This window comes from Bradyrhizobium sp. URHA0013 (genome assembly GCF_000518345.1).
Lineage (GTDB): Bacteria > Pseudomonadota > Alphaproteobacteria > Rhizobiales > Xanthobacteraceae > Bradyrhizobium.
Genome location: NZ_JADK01000025.1, coordinates 1 through 1,033 on the forward strand (window position 1 = coordinate 1; position 1,033 = coordinate 1,033).

Here is a 1,033-nt window from a genome sequence, read left to right on the forward strand (position 1 = left end):
TCGAGCAGATTGTTGATGTCGCTGGCGCGGTTGTCGAGCGACTGTGCGGTGAAGAAGTTGGTGGGATTGTCCAGGGCCGAATTGACGCTCTTGCCGGTCGACAGACGGCTCTGAGTGGTGGCGAGAAGATCAGCGGTGGACTGGAGGGAGAGCAGGTTCTGACGAACCGACGAGGAGAGAACAATACCGGACATTGAGTGTTACCCTTCTGGTACGCAACGCAACAAACTTCGATTAGGATTAATCGATGTCCGGGACGGTGAACACAGACGGCTAACAAAGCATGAAGCGTGTCGCGCCAGTCCTTGCGCGGATTCACCATATGAGCAATCGGAGCCATCTCAGGCTCGTCCATATCGTCATGATAGCATGATGCTTTTTCGCGCAACGACCCGGCGTTTGCGACTTGTCAACCATAACTCAGAGTAAGCAATCGGCTGCATCCGAATGCATCGTTGCACTTCGTCGAGCGGCACTCTGATGCCGTTGCAAAAAGAAAGCGGCGGAGCCGAAGCCCCGCCGCAATAGTCGTCTTACGATGTTCGTCCGCTTGTTAGCGGAGCAGCTGGAGCACGCTCTGCTGCGACTGGTTGGCCAGCGACAGCGCGGAGACCGCGATCGACTGGCGGGTCGACAGCGCCTGGCTGTTGGCCGCTTCGGTGTTGGTGTCGGCCAGGGTCAGGTTGGACGAACCGGTCTGCAGCACGTTGATCAGGCTCTTGTTGAAGTCCTGACGAACCTGCACCACCGAGAGGTTCGAGCCGAGGCTCGAAGCTTCCGAGCGCAGCGTGCTCGACGCGGCGTTCAGGTTCGACAGCACCTTGTTGGTCGCGGAGTTGTCGATGAAGTCGACACCGCTGGTCAGCGCCGCGAGGCCGAGACCCTTGGAGTTGTAGGTCACGCCGGTGATGCTGAGGTTCGACTTGCCGGTCTCGTCGAACACCAGCTTGAGCTGGTCGCCGTTCAAGAGGTTGACGCCGTTGAACGAGGAGTCCTGCGAGGTCGTGTCGATCTGGTTCAGGATGTTGTTGTA

At 58.4% G+C, this 1,033-nt stretch carries 1 protein-coding gene and 1 pseudogene; both read right to left on the reverse strand.

Annotated elements, in window-relative coordinates:
- Window positions 1-194: pseudogene (locus N551_RS36075) on the reverse strand (flagellar protein); the annotation flags it as partial.
- 359 nt (window positions 195-553) lie between these two features.
- On the reverse strand, window positions 554-1,033 hold a 480-nt coding region (locus tag N551_RS36080), incomplete at its 5' end, for a flagellin (protein WP_035961689.1).